16 protein-coding genes are annotated in these 22428 nt (G+C 38.4%); 14 read left to right on the forward strand and 2 right to left on the reverse strand.

The annotated features are described in order from the left end of the window. Window positions 1–232 precede the first annotated feature (232 nt). A complete protein-coding gene (locus AB1471_RS10310) occupies window positions 233–1465 on the reverse strand; it encodes a threonine synthase (RefSeq protein ID WP_367779678.1) in 1233 nt (410 codons plus the stop codon). A 137-nt stretch (window positions 1466–1602) separates the two neighbouring features. Here AB1471_RS10310 and AB1471_RS10315 point away from each other — a divergent pair, with 137 nt between their 5' ends. Next, a complete protein-coding gene (locus tag AB1471_RS10315) occupies window positions 1603–1755 on the forward strand; it encodes a hypothetical protein (protein ID WP_367779679.1) in 153 nt (50 codons plus the stop codon). Window positions 1756–1960: 205 nt separating this feature from the next. Here the strand turns inward: AB1471_RS10315 and AB1471_RS10320 are convergent, their stop codons facing one another. After that, window positions 1961–2134: a YfhD family protein gene (locus tag AB1471_RS10320; RefSeq protein WP_367779680.1), complete on the reverse strand. Its 174-nt coding sequence runs from the start codon at window positions 2132–2134 to the stop codon at window positions 1961–1963. 167 nt (window positions 2135–2301) lie between these two features. Between AB1471_RS10320 and AB1471_RS10325 the strand changes: the two genes are divergently transcribed. The 13 genes from AB1471_RS10325 to AB1471_RS10385 all read left to right on the forward strand — a co-directional run bounded on the left by AB1471_RS10325 (window position 2302) and on the right by AB1471_RS10385 (window position 22391). After that, complete coding sequence (locus tag AB1471_RS10325) at window positions 2302–2562, forward strand: hypothetical protein (protein WP_367779681.1); 261 nt, start codon at window positions 2302–2304, stop codon at window positions 2560–2562. Between the two features lie 135 nt (window positions 2563–2697). Continuing rightward, window positions 2698–3933, forward strand: a complete 1236-nt coding sequence (locus tag AB1471_RS10330) for a DUF2515 family protein (protein WP_367779682.1) — start codon at window positions 2698–2700, stop codon at window positions 3931–3933. A gap of 141 nt (window positions 3934–4074) precedes the next feature. Beyond that, window positions 4075–4482 carry an SET domain-containing protein gene (locus AB1471_RS10335; protein WP_367779683.1) on the forward strand — a complete coding sequence of 136 codons (408 nt, stop codon included), beginning with the start codon at window positions 4075–4077 and terminating at the stop codon, window positions 4480–4482. A gap of 73 nt (window positions 4483–4555) precedes the next feature. Continuing rightward, window positions 4556–5008 (forward strand): HEAT repeat domain-containing protein, encoded by a 453-nt coding sequence (locus AB1471_RS10340; protein ID WP_437342357.1) that lies wholly within the window; start codon window positions 4556–4558, stop codon window positions 5006–5008. A gap of 398 nt (window positions 5009–5406) precedes the next feature. Then, the gene (locus tag AB1471_RS10345) at window positions 5407–7836 is read left to right on the forward strand and encodes a S8 family serine peptidase (RefSeq protein WP_367779685.1); all 2430 of its coding nucleotides are present in this window, start codon (window positions 5407–5409) and stop codon (window positions 7834–7836) included. 340 nt (window positions 7837–8176) lie between these two features. Beyond that, complete coding sequence (locus tag AB1471_RS10350) at window positions 8177–9136, forward strand: ROK family protein (protein ID WP_367779686.1); 960 nt, start codon at window positions 8177–8179, stop codon at window positions 9134–9136. A gap of 23 nt (window positions 9137–9159) precedes the next feature. Next, on the forward strand, window positions 9160–11880 hold the full coding sequence (locus tag AB1471_RS10355; protein WP_367779687.1) for an alpha-mannosidase: 2721 nt from the start codon (window positions 9160–9162) through the stop codon (window positions 11878–11880). A gap of 2 nt (window positions 11881–11882) precedes the next feature. Beyond that, window positions 11883–13196, forward strand: a complete 1314-nt coding sequence (locus AB1471_RS10360) for a glycoside hydrolase family 125 protein (RefSeq protein ID WP_437342358.1) — start codon at window positions 11883–11885, stop codon at window positions 13194–13196. Window positions 13197–13247: 51 nt separating this feature from the next. Continuing rightward, on the forward strand, window positions 13248–15215 hold the full coding sequence (locus AB1471_RS10365; RefSeq protein ID WP_367779689.1) for an endo-beta-N-acetylglucosaminidase: 1968 nt from the start codon (window positions 13248–13250) through the stop codon (window positions 15213–15215). Between the two features lie 109 nt (window positions 15216–15324). Next, window positions 15325–15933, forward strand: coding sequence for a YesL family protein (locus tag AB1471_RS10370; RefSeq protein WP_367779690.1), 609 nt, complete (start codon window positions 15325–15327; stop codon window positions 15931–15933). Window positions 15934–15956: 23 nt separating this feature from the next. After that, a complete protein-coding gene (locus tag AB1471_RS10375; protein WP_367779691.1) occupies window positions 15957–19073 on the forward strand; it encodes an alpha-mannosidase in 3117 nt (1038 codons plus the stop codon). A 20-nt stretch (window positions 19074–19093) separates the two neighbouring features. Further along, window positions 19094–20878: a sensor histidine kinase gene (locus tag AB1471_RS10380; protein WP_367779692.1), complete on the forward strand. Its 1785-nt coding sequence runs from the start codon at window positions 19094–19096 to the stop codon at window positions 20876–20878. After that, the gene (locus tag AB1471_RS10385; protein WP_367779693.1) at window positions 20871–22391 is read left to right on the forward strand and encodes a response regulator; all 1521 of its coding nucleotides are present in this window, start codon (window positions 20871–20873) and stop codon (window positions 22389–22391) included. Before AB1471_RS10380 ends, AB1471_RS10385 begins: the two co-directional genes overlap by 8 nt. Window positions 22392–22428 lie beyond the last annotated feature (37 nt).

Below are 22428 nucleotides of genomic sequence, written 5' to 3' on the forward strand. Positions count from 1 at the left end.
TTTTTTCTTCATATGATCAACCGTTTCATCAAAACGTAGGTGATTAATCCTGAAAAATGGGCGGATTTCGTGATGAGGATGAAACCATATTTCTCGGTGATGAAATGGAGCTTATTGTTTAATAGAAGGCACCTTTCTTGTACAGGATGTGTTTTTTTCGCTTAGCATCGTACTAGAATAGGTGCCTCTTTTTTATTCATTTAATAAAACTAGTTAACTCACGGATGTGGAGTTAAAATGAAGTCACATTACTTCTATCAGTGATGGTCTCATGTTTATTAAGAATAGGAACATTTACATCAACTGTGTCTGGGTATTTAATGCCTGCACCGGTATTAAGGACAACAACTGTTTCATTCTCTTTTATCCAACCTTCATTTCGTAGTTGACGCGCAGCTAAGAATGCAGCTGCTCCTTCTGGACAAATGAAAGCACCTTCTTTTTGTGAAATCTGTTTTTGTTCTTCTATAACAGCTGTGTCGTTTACTGACACGGCACATCCTCCCGTTTCGTAAACTGCATTTAATACTAAGAAGTCACCTAATGCTTTAGGAACGTTTATACCAAAGGCAATGGTTTCGGAATCATTCCAAAATTCAGACTCTGTTTTTTGCTCTTCCCATGCTTTTACTATTGGTGCACAGCCCTCTGATTGGACAGCAACCAGTCTTGGCATTTTTTCTTCAATCCAACCTAATGCTTGGAGTTCTTTCAGAGCCTTGTAGATACCAATCAAACCTACACCTCCACCAGTAGGATAAAGAATAACATCAGGAACTTCCCACTGTAATTGCTCAACGATTTCAATTCCCATCGTTTTCTTTCCTTCGATGCGGTATGGCTCTTTTAAAGTAGACACATCAAATAGATTGTAATCTTTAACCGCTTGTGCAACAATTTTTCCGGCATCACTAATTACCCCGTCTACTAAATATAAATTTGCACCAGAACTAGCACACTCATTTCGAGTAATCTTCGGTGCGTCAACAGGCATTACAATCGTTGACATAATGCCAGATCTGGAGGCGTAAAGAGACCAAGCTGCACCAGCATTTCCATTCGTGGGCATAGCCAGTTCTTTAATACCTAGCTCTTGTGCTTTAGAAATTCCGACTGCTGCACCGCGGGCTTTAAAAGTTCCTGTGGGAATGATCCCTTCATCTTTCATATATAATTGACTAATGCCCATATGTTCGCCGAGTGCTTTCATAGCTACTAGAGGGGTCATGCCTTCACCCATGGAAACCACGTTCTCTTCCTTTTGAACAGGTAACAGCTCATGATAACGCCAAAGGTCATTTCTTCTTCCAATCAGATCTGACCGCTTCCAATTTTTTGCTAAGGCAGGTAGGTCATATGTGACAAGCAATGGTGAACCACATTCACATAGTTGATTGATTATGTTGGCGTCATACGTAGAAGAACACTTAGGACAGTATAGATGAGAAATATAGCTAAATTTCATTAATATATCCTCCTATTCGAAAAATTTTGACTCTTAAACATCTTAACATAATAATTTACTTTTAATTCTGAATTTTATATATTTACTTATAACTCTTTGTTATTTCATAGATTAAGAAAACTAATAGATGAATGATTATGTTAACGGGAATTGGTGTCAAGTGGCTAAAAAAAGATGACATCGGAACCATACCGGCGTCATCTGATCGTAGTTTAATTACAGTTCAATGGGTGTTTTTTGTCGATTATAACATCCAGTTAAGCATACGAATGTATGCCAGTAATAATTAAATTTCCAAACGCTTGGTCATACGTAGTTGGACAGTGCATTATCTGATTTATCGAGTATAAAGGACTTTTTATCATAAAATCTTTTTCGAGGTTTAATTATTTTCTGCAACACTTGTATATCTTATGTATTAGAGTAATCACAGACATCCCCGTTTAATCATCAACGGGGATCTGTTTTTAAATGAATAGTAACAATGACGAACGATTATTTTTTTGGTCGTTTATTCATCTCTCGTTTGGAAATGATGTCACCATGGGCAGCCAGTTCACGTGAAAATTCTTCGTTTACGTTTTCAGGAGCAATTTTTAATCCTTTTGGTGTTTGGGGTAATGAGTTTTTGTTATTGCTAGTTGCTCGATGTTTGTTTGCTCTACCCATTACAAAACCTCCTTTTTATTCGGTATTCGCTTTTAGTATGGATGATGGCTTCAAATTTTATGAAGTATATTTTATCCATCAAAGAGATGTAATTGAATAAAAACGAATCAATTTTGCCATAGTAAAACGAGTTGTTTGCTTAAAAAAAGCAAGGGGAGTGATAAACAATGGAAGACCACACACAAATGAGCTGGAAAGAAGATAATATTATTTCTCAATTGCATAACTCTGTGGATAATGCCACGACAGCTGTAGGTCAAGCTCAATCGCATCCTACAGAGCAGTTGATCCAACAAGCACAGAAAATGATTGAGCATGCAGATCGTTCGGTCACAAATGCTCTTCAAAATCGAGGGAACTTGGAACCCATCAGTAGACTTCAGGAGCAGTTGAATCAAAATAAGGAGAAACTAAACCGGTTGCATTAGCGGTAAATTTATACAACTATAAATAAACAGCCTGATTCTTAATTGAATCAGGCTCATTTGGCTACACTTATAGGTGTGACATGTGCGGTTTACTTAGTTGGTGGAATTCACCATGTGTAGGAGGGAGGCGCGATCTTGTTGAACATTTTCAATTCATTTCAAAAGGCACTACAGATACCTGTCCATATCGCTTCCTCAACTTCCCATAAAATAGCTAAGCATTCATATGAATCAAAAGCACGATCACGGTGGCAGCAGCAAGAACTTAATCAAGAAACTGTATTAAAGTGGAAAGAGAGTGTCCAGGAATTATATGAAAGTAAATCATCCGTTACCTGTTCTTCCGAAAATGAACTTGTCAGGAAGATCAAGCAGAAAACGAATGAACATAATCGAAATAATGTTACAAGAACAGCAGCGTATCTTGCTTTTTATCAAGATCATCCTGAAGTTCATTGGGCGCTGTTAGCTCATCTAGTATCGCGGAACGGTGGGTGGAATATGACGGATTTGAAGGGTAGCTTATTGGAGAATATTTTTACGACGAAAGCAAAAAAAGATTTTTTTATGTTTTTAGAGTGTGCCAATGCGTTTATTTTCCATGATGCTTATCCTCAACTCCTTTTGTATGAACAAAGTAAAGAAAAACAAAGGAATCACTTCCATTTGTTACCTGAATTTGGTGTGTCTATTTTTATGAAACCTGTTTGGGACTCTTTTTTACGAGATCGAGACTCACAGTTACTAACGATTGCGCTGATTATCAACGAGCAGCATTATATAGAACAACGTATTGTCTCAAACGAGTATTATAAAGAAAATGTTTTTGAAACGTCATTGTTTGAAATGCAAGAACTATTTCATTTTACAAACGTGATTTTTCCTTATAAATTGCGCAAGAATAGGACCAATCTTATCGGTTTAAATGTGAGTCATTTTGCTCCTGTTGAAAAAAGAATTGAGCTTGGTAAACGTCTATATGTCATGTTGTTTGAAATTCAATTCATTTTTGAAGATATCATGTTATTTGTAGACGTTACACCGCATACTGGTTCACGTTCTGATTATTGGCCTCAAACCTTTTCTGCTGAAAAGACTAATGGTTCACGACTAAAAGAGATTTCTTTGACGAGTGAAAGTGAAAGTTCACAACCAGCCATTTTCAGCCCTCCTTTAGAAGGCACTTGGGGAGACGTTAGTCATAAATTTATCGACGGAGATTGGTATCAAACGAAGGAAGTATTTCATTTTTTTTCTCAGGTGAAACCACCAAAAAAATTCGAGAAAACACTTGAATACAGTCATACGATTCATAAAATTCAAGCGGGAACCTTTTTTTGGGGCTTGGGTAAGAACTTGATGGGAGGATGATATTTCACATGTTGAGACCTTGCTATATACCGATCCAATAGAATTATGCTAGGATTGGTTGAAGGAGTGAAACAAATGCTTTCTTCCTAAGGCAAGAAGATAGATGATGGACTCCATAGAAAAGAAGAGCAGGTGTATAACATGATTGAAATAAAGACTTCCACACTCAGTGACGGGGAGCTCAATAGAGGGGTATTCGCAAAACGTGATATATCAAAAGGTGAGATTCTACATGAAGCGCCGGTACTACCATATCCTAATGAGGAACATGTTTTCATAGAGAAAACGTTGCTTGCTGATTATGCGTTTGAGTATGGAATTAACCATAGTGCAATTGTTTTAGGGTATGGTATGTTGTTTAACCACTCCTACGAGCCGAATGCAGCTTATGATATTAATTTTGATAACCATACGTTTGACTTTTATGCTTACAAAGATATTAAAGCAGGTGAAGAGGTCCTAATCAACTATAATGGCGAGGTCGATAATAATGATCCATTATGGTTTAATCAGGAAGAGACTGAGAGTGGCAAAACAGAAAACGAGTAATTTTTCACAGATAAGGTGTCGTAAATGGTATGAGTTTTTTGTTTCGTCAAATGGATTTTGAAATAGAAGGAGAATGGATCGTTTGAACAATAATAATGAAAAAAGTGAGTTACCTGCAAATTATGAGGAATTAAAAAAATCAGCAAATCGTACATCTAATTGGAGAGAACGTTTAGATGCTGTTGTCGAGCTTGGTCAGTGGAAAAACAAGCAAATCATCGATATATTAACGCATAGAATGAATACTGATGCTGTGTATAAAATTAGAGAAGCTTCTTTTCGTAAGCTAAAAGAACTAGGTGAAGATGTTCAACTACCACCAAGAAAAAAAGGTGAATTGATTAAAGGCGTAACTAAAATCTTGTTGAGAATAAAAAAGAGTTTATCACAAGATCATACGTATGAAGAGTTCAAAGAGAAGTTAAAAAAGATGCGACTAGATGTGTATGACACCTATGAAGGTGAACAAGGCGCTGATTTTGATAAATGGTTAGAAAGTACATGGGCGGAGTTACCAACTAAGTAATGTCACTCAGCAATAAGTGTTCTTATACGTTGAATGCCGAGCATGATAGACACTAAAATTAGTCAAATGAAAGCAGGCACGTCCAAATTCCTTGGATGTGCCTGTTTTCATTTGAATGATTCGATTTCAAATGTTGTTTAAAGAGTCAAATTTCTCTAAGACTAGTAACTAGGAGAATAGTTTTTGTGACTATATTGAACTGAAAGACATAATAAATAGATTTTTATATGTTTAAATGCCTAAAAAATACTCTTTTGAAAAATAAGACATTTCACTCAAGGAAGAAAAGAAGAATAACAGAATATTTAGTAATGTTATAAATTTTAGTAGAAGCGCTAATATATAGGAGGTGGATGGTCCTCAAGCGCACAAATCATAAAAAGGGGTTGGAATAAGAAATGATAAAAAGTAGGTTAAGATCAATCCTTGTTTTACTTTCTGTTTTACTCGTATTCTCTTCATTCGGGATGGGAGCAGGGGCCAATACTAATTCGTTTAAAGAAGCACCACAGCTTGCTGAGCTTTTCGGAGATTTTAATTTTGATTCGAACAAAAGTACATCGGTAATCGTTGAACTCGACGAACCGTCTATTATTGAAGCTAAGAACCAAGGCACGAGTCAGTCGGAAGAAAATCTTAAAAATGAACGGAATAAAGTCAAAGTTGATTTAGATAAAAAGGTATCAAAAGCGGAAGTAAATCGTGAATATGATTATGTATTTTCAGGTTTTTCAGTTGAGCTTCCTGCAAGTGAAATTCCGGCTTTATTGTCTGTAGAAGGAGTAAAAGCTGTTTATCCAAACGTTTCATATACCACAACAAGTGTCGGCGAAGGAGAAGTTATCTCTGAAGAGTTCTTCAGCCCAGAGATGTTTGACAGTGCACCATACATTGGATCAGAAGAAGCTTGGGATGCGGGTTTTACGGGTGAGGGTGTGACTGTTGCTATCATTGATACTGGTGTTGACTATACGCATCCTGATTTAGAGCATGCGTTTGGCGATTATAAAGGCTGGGATTTGGTTGATAACAACAATGATCCACAAGAAACACCAGCAGATGACCCTAGAGGAGATTCAACGTATCATGGAACTCATGTTGCGGGAACAGTTGCAGCAAATGGTATGATCAAAGGTGTAGCACCTGATGCAACACTTCTTGCTTACCGTGTGCTTGGCCCTGGTGGCACTGGCTCAACAGAAGATGTAGTCGCTGGGATTGAAAAAGCTGTACTCGATGGTGCAGATGTGATGAACCTTTCATTAGGGAATACACTTAATAGTCCTGACTGGGCAACATCCATTGCACTAGATTGGGCAATGGCAGAAGGAATTGTAGCCGTTACATCAAACGGTAACAGTGGTCCAACCAATTGGACAGTAGGTTCACCAGGAACATCTCGTGAAGCGATTTCCGTTGGTGCAACACAGCTTCCATACAATGTTTACAGCTCTGAGCTAGTTACTTCTGAAGGAGTAAGCTATCCATCTGCAAAAGTAATGGGCTTTCCGAATGACGAAGAATTACTTGCTCTAAATGAAGGTGAGTATGAGTTTGTTGACGTAGGGTTAGGAGCAGAGGAAGACTTTGCAGGAAAAGATCTTACGGGAAAAATTGCGCTCATTAGTCGTGGAGAATATGCATTTGTTGATAAAGCAACGAATGCCAAAAACGCAGGGGCAATAGGAGCGATTATTTATAACAATATCGATGGCGAACATGTGGATGTTCCTGGTATGGATGTTCCAACAATAAAAACAACACTAGCAGACGGTCAAAAGCTTTTAGCTGAGCTTGAAGCTGGCAACGACACCGTTTCATTTAACATTGATTTTTCACATGAAGCTGATGAAACAATGGCTGACTTCTCATCTCGTGGTCCAGTTGTGGATACATGGATGATTAAACCAGACGTGTCCGCACCGGGTGTGAATATCACGAGTACCATTCCAACACATGACCCATCAAATCCACATGGGTATGCTGCTCTGCAAGGTACGAGTATGGCATCACCACACGTAGCCGGTGCTTCTGCTATCCTATTACAAGCACATCCAGATTGGAATGTGGATGACGTAAAAGCAGCACTAATGAACACAGCTGATAATTTAATAAACCCAGAAACAAGTGAAGATTACGCTCACAATACACAAGGTGCAGGTAGTATCAGAATAGTAGACGCAATGGAAACGACGACACTTGTAACGGATGCCAGTCATTCATTTGGTGTATTTTCTAAAGATAACGGAAAGCAAGTTGAGAAGAATCACTTTACGATTAAAAACCTTTCTGAAACAAAACAAACGTATTCATTTGATGTGGACTTTGGCAAACAAAGCGAAGCAATTAAAGTAAATAACAGCAATAACCTTAAAGTGAATGCTGGGAAATCAAAACAAGTGAATCTGAATGTTCAAGTTGATGCAAGCAAACTTGATCCTGGTTATTATGAAGGGTCAATCAAAGTGTCTAATGGCGATGAGGTCATTGATGTTCCGACGATCCTGTTTGTTAAGGAACCAGACTATCCTCGTGTTTCAAGCATGGGTGTAGAACAAAATAGTGATGAGTTCACAATCAGTGGATACTTCCCAGGTGGGGCTGAACAAGTTGATCTATTCATCTACGCATCGAATGCAGATGGCGCACCACTTGCCTATTTAGGAGATATCGCAATCGTAGAAGATGTTGAAGCTGGTTTTCAAACATTTGCTTGGGATGGTAAAGTTGGCGGTGTGAAGCTAGAAGCAGGCTATTACAACATTTATGCGTACGCAACAAAAGCAGGTCAAACGGATCTAGCAGGGGTTAACTTTTTACTAGAATAACTAAAAAACCAGTACTTACACAAATTTTTGTGTAAGTACTGGTTTTTTCATGTCTAGGAAAATAGATTGATGTAAATGCCAATATTCATAATCAAACCAATGTACACAATGGTCGAAAATGAAAAAACAACAACCCAACCCAAGAGAAGATAGGAGCTGTGCGAAAAAATGATGATGGCGTTTTGATTGGTTTTCAAACAGAATCAGGGATTCGTGTGTGTTTTAATCGATTTTTTCGGATGTGAACCTACTAATACAAGAGTCATGTATTAATTTTAGATATAGTGTAAAAAGTTAACGAGATTAAGGCATTCCGTTGACACTTACATAAGAGGGTCATATGGTAAGAAAGAAAGAACTTAGAAAAGGAACGATGACTATGAAGGTAGCGGTTGGAATTGATATTGGTGGGACTAAAATAGCCATTGGGTTAGTAAGAGAGGATGGAAAGGTTCTAAAAGAAATAGAATTTCCAACGAACGTTGACGGAGGACCAGATCAAGCCCTTGAAAAGATGATTCAATATATAAAGTCCTTGTATACCGTAGAACCAAATATTATTGGGATTGGTATAGGAAGTCCTGGGCCTCTCGATACAAAGGCAGGAATAGTTCTTGAACCTCCGAATCTTCAAAGCTGGCATGGCTATCCTTTAGTACAGAAAATTGATAGCGCTTTCCGAACGAAGGTGAAGCTAATAAATGACGCAGATGCAGCGGCGTTCGCAGAATACTATTATTCTCATAGAAGTGTATATTCACATATGATATATGTCACCGTTAGCACCGGTATTGGCGGAGGATTAATCCTAAATGGCGAACTGTATGAAGGAGTGCTATCAGGTGCTGGGGAAATCGGTCATATGAGTATGGCGTCTAATGGTCCTCTTTGTGGATGTGGAAAAATCGGCTGCCTTGAGGCTTTTTCTTCTGGGACCGGTATGATGAATACTTGGAAAAAGAAGTTAGAGAGCTTACAGCAACCCTTTGACCCTGATTGGACGGGAAAAGACCTATTTGAACAAGGTGCAAGCGGAGAAACGACAGCTGCAGAAGTGGTGAAGAGCGGAGCGGATTATCTGGCAAGGGGAATCAGCCAAGCGGTTCAACTTCTTAATCCAGAGCTTGTTGTCCTTGGTGGTGGCATCGTACTGGCACAGCCGACCTTTTATCAACAAGTTGTCCAAGCTGTTCCTAATTATTTACTAGATCATCACAAACGAAATATTGTTTTCGCTATAGCTGAACAAGGTCGTACCGCAGGATTTAAAGGAGCAGCAGCCGCTGTTCTTGCGGAATAAATTGCTGGAAAAGGGTGTATAACATGACAGAAAAACGAAAAGCCCATATTATTTCCCACTCTCACTGGGATCGAGAATGGTATTTACCTTTTGAGAAACATCGTTTTTATCTCGTGAAATTAATGGATAAAGTTCTAGATATGTTTGCCTCAAACACAGGTTTTAATAGTTTTCATCTAGATGGACAAACGATCTTGTTAGAGGATTACCTCGCCATTCGTCCGCATAGAAAAGAAGAGTTGAAAAAATATATTAAGGAGAGTCGTATTCATATTGGTCCATGGTATGTGTTGCAAGATGCGTTTTTAACAAGTAGTGAAGCGAATATTCGTAATCTTCTCTATGGATTACAGGATGCGAAAGAGTATGGACAAGTTTCTAAAATCGGTTATTTTCCTGATACATTTGGGATCTACGGTCAAGCTCCTCAACTATTAAAGCAAGCAGGAATTAACGCCGCAACGTTTGGTCGAGGTGTAAAGCCGACCGGTTTTAACAATACAGTTAGTGATGCAGTAAACTTTGAATCGCCTTTTTCTGAGCTAAAATGGGAATCCCCTGACGGTTCATCTGTATTAGGCATCTTGTTTGCTAATTGGTATTCAAATGGAAATGAGATTCCTACGGAGCCTAGTGAAGCAGAGGCCTTTTGGCAGCAAAAATTGAAAGATGCAGAGAAATATGCCTCTACAAACCATCTTCTTTTTATGAATGGATGTGACCATCAACCTGTTCAAGTGGATATTCCTGAGGCACTGCAAATGGCTAATGAGCTTTATCCTGACGTTGAATTTGTCCACTCTAATTTTGATGAGTATGTTCAAGAGCTACAAATGTCGTTGCCAGAAAAGCTCCAAACGATTAAAGGCGAACTTCGAAACCAAAGGACAGATGGCTGGTCTACTCTTGTTAATACTGCTTCAGCAAGAATCTATTTAAAACAAATGAATCAGGTTTGCCAGACATTATTAGAAAAAGTAGCGGAACCGTTATCGGTATTTGCTCATCTTTTGGGAGGCGAGTACCCTCGTGATTATTTACGTTATTCTTGGAAGCTGATGATGGAAAACCACCCACATGATAGCATCTGTGGCTGTTCTGTCGATGAAGTTCATGAAGAAATGGTCACACGTTTCAAGAAAGTACAGCAAACAGTAGAAATGATTGTTTCTGAGAAAACGGAACACATTGCCACGGAAATTGACACATCAGAAGCTGGTTTAACGAAAGGTGACATTCCACTCGTTGTGTTTAATACTTCTGGAAATAAACGTGACATGGTAATTGAAAAAGTAGTGGAAATCGAAAAAGTTTATTTCTCCAACATGCATTTTTCTGAAATCCGTGACCATTTGATGGCGAAAGAAGTGCCGAACTTTACTCTTATTAATTCGAAGAAAGACGTTATTCCTCATACAGTGAAAGATATGGGCGTCCATTTTGGCTATGAACTCCCTGATCAGGACTTCCGTCAGCCTTATTTTGCAAGAAAGATAAAGGTTATTTTCTCGGCTGAACAACTGCCGCAACTAGGGTATCAGACTTACTTTTTAACAGAGTCTCAAGAAACTGACAGAGGAGGTTCGTTGTTAACAAATGAGAGAACCCTTGAAAATCAGTATGTTCAGGTCCTGATTCATGATAATGGATCCTACACCTTGAAAGATAAAAAAACGGGCCACTCGTACGACAGATTAGGTATTTATGAAAATACTAGTGATATTGGAAATGAATATATGTTTAAAAAACCTGCTAGTGAAGTCCCACTGACAACGGAAAAACTTGGAGCGGAGATCAGAACGATTGAAGATTCTAGTATCCGTTCATGTATTGAAATCAAACACGTATGGGAAGTTCCACAGGAAGCTGGACAGACGTTTGAAGAAGAAAAAAATAACCTTGTTTGGCATCCCGATCGTAATGCCGCACGTTCGAATGAAACGACTATACTTGAAATGGTCACACATTTAACACTCGAAACAAATGCAAGAGGGCCTAAGGTGAAAGTAACCATCAACAATCAATCAAAAGATCATCGTCTCCGTGTGTTATTTCCAACCAATTTGAAAACCGATCATCATTATGCTGACAGTATTTTCGAAGTAGTGAAACGTCCGAACCATCCTGAAATAGAATGGGAGAATCCTAGCTTCGATCACCATCAACAGGCTTTTGTCTCCGTTTCAGACGAGCAAGTTGGCTTAACGATTGCCAATAAAGGGCTGAATGAGTATGAAATTCTTGAAAAAGACACGACCATCGCTGTGACCATTTTGCGTTCTGTTTCGGAATTAGGAGATTGGGGATACTTCCCAACACCGGGGGCACAGTGTTTAGGAGAAAACCATGTCGAATTTATGCTTATCCCACATCAAGAGTCTGTTATTGATTCGGAAGCCTATAAGATAGCCTATGATTTTCAAATACCTGACGTAACGGTTCAAACGGATATTCATCAAGGATCTGTCCCATTAAGTGGGGAGTTTGTAAGTTGGGGAGGAGACAAATCTTCCTTTTCTAGCTTGAAATTAGCAGAGGAAAAGGATGATATTATGGTTCGATTCTTTAATCCTTCAGGAACTAAATCTTTACTTTCTGTTCAAAGTAAAAAAGCTCACAATTACTATCAAAGCAATATTATAGAAGAATCCATAAGAAATCTTGGAGAAAAGGCGAGCAGTCAAACGGTAAACCCATATGAAATATTCACTATTGGGATTTCAACAGGAGAGGGAGGGCGATGACAGTGATAAAAAATACCCCTACTTCATTAACAAAATTAATTGATCGAGTGAAAGAAACGTTCCCGGATGATGAAAAGCTACAAACCATGTTTGAGCAATGTTTTCTAAATACCTATGAAACAACGTTAAAGCCAAAAGAAGATGGGACAACTTTTGTCATAACAGGAGATATACCCGCCATGTGGCTTCGTGATTCTGCCGCACAAGTAAGGCCCTATCTGATTGCGGCAGAGGAAGACGAGGAAATGGCCAATCTCATTGAAGGGGTTGTGCGACGTCAAATTCGCTATATCAATGAAGACCCTTACGCTAATGCGTTTAATGAAGAACCTAATGGAAATGGATATCAGTCAGATCAAACGGACATGAAACCGATCGTTTGGGAGCGAAAATACGAAATTGATTCACTTTGCTATCCGATTCAGCTTTCCTATTTATTATGGAAATCAACGGGTAAAACAGAACACTTTGATGAGAGCTTTGTCCAAGCAATAAAAAACATTCTTCATGTTTGGAAGACCGAGCAGGAGCACGAGGAAAAGTCGTCTTATCGCTTTGAACGAGAAAATGTTCGACAATCGGATACGTTGATTCGCGATGGAAGAGGTTCTGATACCGTTAGAACAGGGTTGACATGGAGTGCTTTCCGTCCAAGTGATGATGCTTGTCTATACGGTTATTTGGTGCCAGCCAATATGTTCGCAGCTGTTGTTTTGGGTTACGTGGCGGAGATAGGCGAAAAGGTTTTGCATAACGAAGAATTAAAAACAGAGTGTGAACAATTAGCCTCTGAGATCAGAATGGGAATCGAGCACTATGCTCTTCTTAACCATCCAGTTCATCAGGAAATGTATGTATACGAAACAGACGGTAAAGGTGGTTATCATCTAATGGATGATGCCAATGTTCCAAGTCTTCTGTCCATGCCTTATCTTGGATGGTGTGATTTTGAGGATAAGAGGTATGCCAATACACGTCAATTTTTGTTAAGTCGTGACAATCCTTATTATTATGAAGGAAAAGTAGCAAGTGGAATCGGGAGTCCTCATACACCGGATCATTATATCTGGCATATTGCTTTAGCTATTCAGGGGATGACAAGCATAGAAGAGGACGAAAGAAAACAAATCTTGGAGGTGATGAAAGAGTCAGAAGGGGGCACTGGTTTCATGCATGAGGGGTTCAATACGGATGACCCAGGCGAGTTTACAAGAGACTGGTTTTCATGGGCCAATTCCATGTTCAGTGAATTTGTCTTAAGTTTATGTGGACTAGCCGTAAAAGGGAGTCCATTACACAAAAAAATTAACTGTTAAATGATTCTATGACCCAGAGAGCCGGTGCAAATACGACATAGGGGTGAAGTAATGACAGTAAATAAATTTCGTTTAACCGTTGGCTTTTCACTACTGTTTCTTGTTTTTTTTGTATCTAATCAAAGTGTTGCTGCCCAACCTGAATCATCCTATTGGTTTCCCGAAGAATTTCTAGAGTGGAGCCCTGACAATGATCCAGATGCCATTTTCAATAAAAGTACTATCCCGCTAAAAGAGAGTGATGTGCTGTATAACGTCAATGAGCATGCGCAATCAGAAGCTCAACTTACGGCCTTATCAGCACTTAACCCTCATACGAGTGGAGTCCCTTCACAAGGGGGCAAAGAATTTTTTGCGAATACATTTAGCTATTGGCAATATGTCGATTTAATGGTTTATTGGGCTGGCTCTTCTGGTGAAGGGATTATCGTTCCGCCGAGTGCGGATGTCATTGATGCTTCTCACAAGAACGGTGTTCCGATTTTAGGGAATGTCTTTTTCCCACCAATTGTATACGGTGGAAAGTTTGAGTGGTTAGAACAGATGCTAACGCAGAACAGCGATGGAACGTTTCCTGCTGCTGATAAATTAATTGAAGTAGCGGAATATTACGGTTTCGATGGCTGGTTTATTAACCAGGAAACAGCAGGTGGTACACAGGAAACTGCGGAGAAAATGAAGGAATTCCTTGCTTATTTACAAACGAATAAACCTGAAAGCATGCACATGATGTGGTATGACTCAATGGTTGAGAACGGAAGTATTTCTTGGCAAAACGCATTGACGGATCAAAATAAAGAGTTTTTTCAACGATCGGACAGCATGTTTTTAAATTTCTGGTGGAATAGTCAAAGGAGCTCATATGAAAAAGCCAAACAGTTAGGGAGAAACCCGTATGATCTCTACACTGGCATTGATGTAGAGGCAAGAGGAATAGAAACGAGAATCAACTGGGAAGGCATTTTTCCTGAAGGTCAAGATCCATATACTTCCCTAGGTATTTACAGACCTGATTGGGCGTTTAAAACGACTTCAACGATTAAAGATTTCTTAAATAAAGAAGATCTCTTCTGGGTTGGAGAAGGTGGGGATCCGAGCGAGACAGTTAATAATGGAGATTGGAAAGGGTTAGCCCATTATTTTTCTGCGAAAACCGTGATCAATGAAGTGCCATTCGTAACGAATTTTAATACTGGGAGTGGGAGCTCCTTCTCTGTAGATGGTATAACCTTATTAGAGGAAGAATGGAATAATCGAAGTCTACAAGACATTTTGCCAACATGGCGCTGGATTCGTGACAGCGAAGGATCACCTCTTGATGCGGACTTTGACTGGGAAGAATCTTATTATGGCGGTTCCTCATTAAAGGTGTCAGGAGAGCTAAATAAGGAAAATGCTACAAATCTTATGCTTTATAAAACAGACTTACCGATTGAGAAAGATTCAGAGATCTCTATTACCTATAAAACATCTTCATCACCTAATATGAAGATCGGCATTAGCTATGATGACGAACCAGATCAATTCACCTATTTAGATGTTGAGATACGTGGGAATGGTGAATGGACGACAGACAAGTTGGAGCTGAAAAAGTTTGAAGGGAAGCAGATCGCAGCCATTTCGTTATTTTTCGATAGCAACAAAGAAATAGAGGATTTTTCAATTAATATCGGCGAGCTGAAAATCTATGATAGAAAATCAAATAATGATAATCCAAACTCCCCTTCAAGTGTGAACTGGCTGGAACAGCAGTTTGAGGAATCTATTTATGCAGATCTTGGATTTAGTTGGACTGCCGATGATGAGGGTTTTAAGTATTACGAAATCTATCGCGTCATGCCTGATGGCAGCAAACAATGGATAGGGGCTACACCAAATACAGCATATTATATTTCTGAACTGATTCGAGTTGGGGAAGAGACAACGACTACATTAGAGCTCGTGACGGTGAATGAGCACAATCAACGAAGCACAGGAACAACGTTTACATTTGAATGGCCTTCGTATCCTAAACCATGAGTTTTCATAAGTAGTTGAAGCTGTAACAACCAATGGTTAAAACAAATAGGAGTCAAGGAGGTTAGGTTCTTCTTGGCTTCTAATACATCAAGAAAGGCGAGTGATCATCATGTTCGGAAACATTTTACAGCAAACAAGTGAATGGGTCACACGTCTTGTATGGGTCAATCTTCTTTGGCTATTGTTTATCGGAGCGGGGCTGGGAATTTTCGGGTTCATGCCTGCTACGATTGCGTTATTTACAGTAACAAGAAAGTGGAGCATGGGGAATTTTGATATTTCACCATGGAAAATTTACAAAGAAACGTTTAAGAAGGAATTTTTTAGAGGCAACTTTGCTGGTTTAATATTTGTCTTACTCGGTCTATTTATTTATTTTGATTTGAAAGTCGCAGAAATGATGCCAGGTGTCTTTTCGATCTTTCTATATGTGTTTTTTCTATTTTTATCTCTCGTTTTTGTTTTTACGATTATTTATTTCTTTCCTTTATACGTCCATTACCAATTATCAATGAGGGACTATTTTAAGCAGGCGTTTATTTATGCCATTGCTAGTCCAACCACCACGTTCCTTATGATAGTGGGATTATTTTGTATAGGATATCTTATTTATAACTTACCTGGCTTGATTCCATTTGTCTCTGGGGTTTTGATGGCTTATTGGATTATTAATGTTTGTATGAAACGCTTCCGTAGACTTGAAGAAGCGGTAAGCTAAAAGACCGATGAGGAGGGATCACCTTGTTTTTAGTCGAAAGGAAATTTGAAGCAAGAATTAATGAATTATCAAACTATCGTTACCGTGATGCTAGAAAGATTAGTTCATTCTCCTGTTCAGAAGATAATGGAGAAATAGGCACCTATCCTTTCGAATCCGATCATAATCATGTCATGCATGTCGGAGAGCGTTGGAAAGGAAGAGATCGTTATCTTTGGCTGCACGCTGATGTGACGGTTCCATCAGAATGGCAAAAAAGAAAAGTGGTAGGGCTTTTTGATTTTGGACGTACAGGTGGCGGGAATAATTCTGGATTTGAATCATTATTATTTGTCAATGATCATCCATATCAAGGAGTCGATTCCAATCACCAGGAAGTCTTTTTTCATGAGGAGTTTAGTGGTGAAAAAGTATCGTTGGATTTCCGATTATGGTCGGGCCTAGAAGGTGGGGGAGAACCGAAGGAACAGGAATATAAATTGGAAAATTCTCAGCTTGCATGGCTGGATGAATCGGTAGATGATTTGTATTATTCTTCCCTTGCCATGTATCAAACGATTATGGAACTTTCTAATGAGCGACCGGAGAGACAACAGTTAACAAGTTGTTTAAATGAAGTCTTTCAGTTAGTCAATTGGGGAGAACCTGGGAGTGATGAGTTTTATCAATCCTGTCAAACGGCCCAACAACATCTACAACAACGAATTGAACAATTTGAAAAGCACTCTAATGTAACGGTACACTGTGTCGGCCATACTCATATTGATGTTGCTTGGTTATGGCGTCTTAAGCATACCCGTGAAAAAGCAGCAAGGTCGTTTTCCACTGTTCTTAAACTGATGGAACAATACCCTGACTATTTATTTCTCCAAACCCAGCCCCAACTTTATGAATATATCAAAGAAGATTATCCTGAGATCTATCAAAAAATGAAAGAACGGATTCAAGAGGGACGCTGGGAAACAGAAGGAGCGATGTGGTTGGAAGCGGATTGCAACATTCCAAGTGGGGAAGCGCTTGTGAGACAAATCCTATACGGTAAAAAATTTCTACTTGAGGAATTTGGGGTAGAAAGTCAGTATCTTTGGCTTCCGGATGTATTCGGTTATAGTTGGGCTCTGCCTCAAATTTTGAAAAAATCTGGTTTAAAAACAATGATGACAACCAAAATTAGCTGGAACCAATACAATCGAATGCCGTATGATACGTTTACATGGCGGGGGATTGATGGTTCGGAAATCTTAACCCACTTTATTACAACTCCAGAGCCTTGGAACCCTGAGGATTCGTGGTTCTATACTTATAATGGTTTAGTTACAGCTAAAACGGTCAATGGCAGTTGGAAGTCCTATCGTAACAAAGAAGTCAATCAAGACCTCTTATTATCGTATGGATATGGGGATGGAGGCGGCGGGGTTAACCGAGAAATGCTTGAGTTAAGACGACGCTTGGATCTGATGCCGGGATTGCCTCATGTAAAGACCACAACTGCGGGAGAATATTTTAACTTGCTTCATAAAAAGGTTGAGAATACTAATGAATATAACCACACTTGGGATGGTGAATTGTATCTGGAATACCACCGTGGTACCTATACAAGCCAAGCACATAATAAGCGAATGAATAGGAAGCTTGAACTTCGCTATCGTGAAGCTGAATGGTTGAGTGTATGGAATGGATTAGTAAACGGTTGGGAGCAATATCACAAGAAGAATCTCGACGAAGGGTGGAAAATCATCCTCCGTAATCAATTCCATGATATTATTCCAGGTTCTTCGATTCACGAGGTATACGAAGATTCAAAAATAGAGTATGAACAAGCAGAAACGCTTGGTAATGAGTTGGTTTCGAATGCTATTAGAGGACTAGTGACAGAAAACAATGAATACTTCTCAATGTTCAATAGTTCTCAATGGAAAAACAGCCGCGAAGTGATCATTCCATACACTGATTCAACTAGAGAAGTGGGAGCATGGAAAACAGCCATACATGAAAAGATTCCAGCACAACAATCTACAGACGGCTGGATTATTCATATACCAGAAGCAAATTCATTTGGTGTGACGAATCTTCAATTTGTAAAAGGGATTGAAGAGGAAGCCAAAACTCCATTTACCTATAGAAATAGATTATTAGAAACACCCTTTTATAAAATACAAATAAATGACCAGGGACAAATCTCCCGTTTATTTGATAAACAAGCGGATCGGGAAGTATTATCACCGAATGAAACCGGAAACGTGCTACAAGTATTTGAAGATAAGCCACTTGCCCATGACGCATGGGATATTGATATTTTTTATCAGGAAAAGATGGAAAAAGTAAAGGAACTCGAAACAATAGAGTGGATTGAAAATGGGCCTGTACGCTCCGTGCTTCGTCTAAAGTGGACTTATCGAAATTCATACATTGAGCAAGATATGATTGTCTATGCACATCATCGCAGAATCGATTTTGAATCTAAAGTCGATTGGCATGAACAACAAAAGCTTTTAAAGGTATGTTTCCCTGTAGATATTCGATCGGTAGAAGCAACCTTTGATATTCAGTATGGAAATGTCAAACGACCAACACACTGGAACACGAGTTGGGACATGGCTCGTTTCGAAACAGTGGGTCATCAATGGGCTGATTTATCGGAGACGGGTTATGGAGTGAGTCTTTTAAATGATTGTAAATATGGATATGACATTAAAGATCATTACATGAGGCTATCCCTCATCAAGTCCGCTACATACCCTGACCCGCAGGCAGATCAAGGCCATCATGAGTTTGCCTACTCCTTATTTCCTCATGAAGGGGATTGGAAGGAAGCCGGTACAGTCGAGCAAGCATGGTTTTTGAATAATCCTCTAACGGTTGAACAGGGTGAGGTCACTTTGGACAATCAAACGTGGCTTGAGGTAGACGGAGATCACGTGATTATTGACGCCATTAAAAGAGAGGAAAATGGGGAAGGGATCGTCATCCGTCTACATGAATATAAAGGTAAAAGAGGAACGATCCAATTAAAGTTAACTACTCCTTTTGAAAAGTGGGTAGAGACGGACCTCATGGAAGCTCCGATCAGGAATGTGCAAACGGGTTCAATAGAACTTCTAGTAAAGCCCTACGAAATAAAAACGATTGTTTTATATTGATCGAAGGAGTCTAATTCGATATGGAACAGTTAAAGAATAAAATATTCAATAAAATCTTGTTCATGTTATCTATTACCATTATGATTACGATGCTTACTTTACTATTTACGATATCGCATTATTACTCTGAAGTGATTGTACAGAAAGAAATGGATTCGAATATGAGGACACTTGAACGAATTGAATCGTATATTGAGCGCAAAAAAGATTTTACGGACAATGCATTGAAAGAGCTTTATATGAGTGGTGATTTAATCTTTGATATCTCATATGCTCTTGAACATGACTATGGTGAGTACTTAGAGTTTCGGCTGAACAAATACAGTGACAGTTCTTCCTTTGTAGCGAATAATATGGATAATTATTTTTATGAGTACTTTGGTCAAGACAATCAAGTAGTTGCGATTATTTTAAGTAGTGTTGAAGGCAACTATGAATACTCATATGTTATTAATCATTTTCTCTGGAATAATTCGAAACGACTTCAAAGTGAGGATCTAGTTGATCCAACTAATACAGATGGTGTTCAGGAAATAACAAATGATAAGAGCGATACTCGAGAATTAAAGAATATGATCGAATTTAAACGAACGTTAAATGATCCGGTTACTTTATCAGAGCTTGGAAAAATAAGTGTTTTTTATAGTTTAGAGGGTATTGAAGAAATTATTTCTTTAACAAAAACAGAATCAGAGGGTACTTATTATATATTGGACAAGGAAGGCGAAATCTACTTCCAGTCGAATGAAAGCAATAATCAAGGTCTAATCCAATCCCTTGATTTTGAGAGTGCCACCAAAAAAATGAAATGGGATAAGGATACGTATCATATAAACACCTTGGCGAGTGAGGAGCATGGTTTTCTATTGATAGGAAGCGTTCCAGAACATGAAATTGATAAGTTAACGGTGATTCGTGGTTCATTGCTTATTCTTACCTGTATTTTTGCGGTAATGGCTATTCTTATTACGTTTTTCGCCATGAAATCTTACTCTAAGCGAATTCGTACCATTGAGACAACGATTCAGCAAGTGATAGAAGGGGATTTAACCGTGCGTATTCCCCATGATCAGCATTATGACGAATTGTCAACAATCTCTCGTAGCTTTAATAATATGCTAGTGGATCTAAATAAGTACATTGATGAAGTTTATATTATGAATATAAAGCAGCGTGAAGCTGAAATGAAAGCGCTTCAATCTCAAATTAATCCTCACTTTCTATTTAATACACTAGAAGCAATCCGAATGAAAGCTATTATCGATGGTTCGAAAGCAACTAGTTCAATGATTTATACTCTTGGGCAATTATTCCGTTATTCACTAGATGCTCGCCAATTTGTTACCATCCAAAGTGAATTAGAGCATGTTAAACAATATGTAAACCTTGTTCAATCACGTTATCCCAACCGTTTACAATTGCATATTAATATTTCTGAAGAATTTTTAAATCGTAATATTCTGAAATTCATCTTACAGCCAATTGCAGAAAATTTTATTATCCACGGTTTTCAAAATGATAAGAATGAAAATCAACTAACCATTCGTTTAGTGGAAGAAAACGATTATTTATTTTTATCTATTATAGACAACGGGACGGGCATATCTGAAAATCGACTGCGAGAAGTCCAGAATAATCTTGAAGGGGAAGCTGTAAATTCCAACTCAATCGGTCTTAAAAATATCCATCAACGAATTCGATTAAAATATGGCCATGGCTGCGGTTTAGAGATAAATAGTATTGAAGGTAAAGGAACCACTGTAGTCGTTAAAATACCAGGAAATGGAGGGGACAGCCATGTATAAAGTCTTACTAGTAGATGATGAACCTTTAATTATTGAAGGGATGAAAGCGTTAATTCCTTGGGAGGATTACGGCCTAGAAATTGCAGGTGAAGCGTACGATGGTTCCCATGCTCTTCAGCTATTACAAGAAAACACCTTCGATATTATGATAACGGATATTAAAATGCCAAAAATGACAGGCCTTGAGTTAATTTTTCATTGCAAGGAACTTAACAAAGACACGAAGTATATAGTACTTTCTGGATTTCAAGAATTTGAATATATCAAAAAAGGTCTTAAGCTTGGGATCGAAAATTATTTATTAAAACCGGTGAACGAGGAAGAATTAATTAACACAATAGAAAATGTGATTGAAAAGAAAAAGAAAGACACGAGAGAGGATCGCAATCGTGCTTCTTACGTTTTACGTGATAACATGGTATGGAGGCTACTTAACCATGAGATTGATGAAAAAGAGTGGCGACAACGAGCAGATTTATATCATTTATCATTAAGTGATCCGGTATTAACCGTAGCGATGATCCAATTTGGATGGAATGCGTACCTTGACCAAGAAGCATTGTCTAAAGCTCGTACTGAAATTGAGGACCTGATAGACTCCGTTTGTATCATCAGTCCTGATAATGACTTTGTTGCTATTCTTTCAGAACAAAATGAGAAACATCAGCTGGAAACGATTGAGAGGTTAAAGGTCTACCTTCATAAATCAGACCACTTTGATTATTTTTATCTTAGTATAGGTCGTTCTGTATCATCAGCAATTGAATTACCAAAAAGCTATGATTTAGCAAGCGAGCTTGCAACCTATCAGCTAATATTAGAACCCAATACGATTATTACAGAAAAAATAATGGAACATTTTTACGATAACAATTACGTGAAACAACAGGATTTCATCCAACTAACGAAGTATGTACTAAACGAAGATATTGAAAAAGCGAATACTTGGCTGGACGACACTTTTCTACAATTCGCAGAGGGAGATCATACATACCCTCCTTCAATCATCCGCCAATCGATGATTGAACTTGTGATATCTGTTCAAAAGTTAACGCCGAATGCCAAGTTTTATCCGACAACGAGATGGGTAGATTTAATCTTGAAATCTCACTCTCTGGAGGAACTAAGAAAAATCGTAGAGCAATATCTAAATGAATTAATTGAAGCCTTTCCAAAACAAACCGTTCAAAGAAGCTCCATTATACAAAGTATCTTGGAATATATTCATGATCATTATGATGAAGAGATTTCCTTAAAAACGTTAAGTCAAAGATTCCATATTAATTCCATTTATTTAGGGCAGCTTTTTCATAAAGAGCTTGGTATTGTGTTCTCTGAATATATTAATCAACATCGTATTGAGAAAGCAAAGGAACTTTTAAAAAGTACTCATCAAAAAGCCGGAAAAATTGGGAAGAGTGTGGGGTATTCAGACACTACTTACTTTTATAAAAAATTCAAAAAAAGTGTTGGAGTTACACCAACGGAATGGCGAAGTATGCAGTTTAACTAGTCAAAGAGGCCAGTCTATTATAGACTGGCCTTTTTAA

Source organism: Jeotgalibacillus marinus (assembly GCF_040801915.1).
Classification (GTDB): Bacteria; Bacillota; Bacilli; order Bacillales; family Jeotgalibacillaceae; genus Jeotgalibacillus; species Jeotgalibacillus marinus.